General features: G+C 54.6%; 2 tRNA genes and 2 rRNA genes. All 4 read left to right on the top strand.

Annotated elements, in window-relative coordinates:
* Positions 1–129, top strand: a 16S ribosomal RNA gene (locus H4Q31_RS11940); the annotation flags it as partial.
* Positions 130–217: 88 nt separating this feature from the next.
* A 5S ribosomal RNA gene (rrf, locus tag H4Q31_RS11935) occupies positions 218–334 on the top strand.
* Between the two features lie 120 nt (positions 335–454).
* Positions 455–531: transfer RNA gene (locus H4Q31_RS11930), tRNA-Ile, on the top strand.
* A gap of 21 nt (positions 532–552) precedes the next feature.
* Positions 553–628 (top strand) — tRNA-Ala (locus tag H4Q31_RS11925).
* The last annotated feature ends 104 nt before the right edge of the window (positions 629–732 follow it).

The following is a 732-nucleotide window of genomic DNA, read 5'->3' as shown; positions in this document are numbered from 1 at the left end:
CGAGAGTTTACAACACCCGAAGCCGGTGGGGTAACCGCAAGGAGCCAGCCGTCGAAGGTGGGGTAGATGATTGGGGTGAAGTCGTAACAAGGTAGCCGTATCGGAAGGTGCGGCTGGATCACCTCCTTTCTAAGGAGCCCTTAGGGGCAATACGAAATAGTCCGAGGTTACGCTCGAGTTCAGTTTTGAAGGCGCAAGTCTTCAAATGAATAACCGGTTTGGTGATGATGGCGGAGGGGTTCCACGCGTACCCATCTCGAACACGACCGTTAAGCCCTCTAGCGCCGATGGTACTTGGACCGAAGGGTCCTGGGAGAGTAGGACGTCGCCAAGCCGGCCGCAATTCCTTCGGGAATGCAGCCAATAGCCAGCTGGTCTGGCACAATCATGGGGTTCACGCAAGGCAATCGAGATTCTCTTCGGAGGTTCGCGCCGCTTTGCGGGGATACTGTTCGGGCCTTTAGCTCAGCTGGTTAGAGCGCACCCCTGATAAGGGTGAGGTCGGTGGTTCGAGTCCACTAAGGCCCACCACTAACTTCATATTTATCGCATGGGGCCATAGCTCAGCTGGGAGAGCACCTGCCTTGCAAGCAGGGGGTCAGCGGTTCGATCCCGCTTGGCTCCACCATGAATGATCTTGCACCTTGACAACTGGATACGAAACGATAGCGCAAATTAAAACATCTTCTAACCTTATGATGTGTTGGCTAACGCGGAAGGATGTTCGAACGA

This window comes from Cohnella lubricantis, from assembly GCF_014212015.1.
In the GTDB taxonomy this organism is placed as follows: Bacteria; Bacillota; Bacilli; order Paenibacillales; family Paenibacillaceae; genus Cohnella; species Cohnella lubricantis.
Note: the sequence above shows the minus strand (reverse complement) of the source record. Positions and strands in the feature narration are given on the sequence as shown.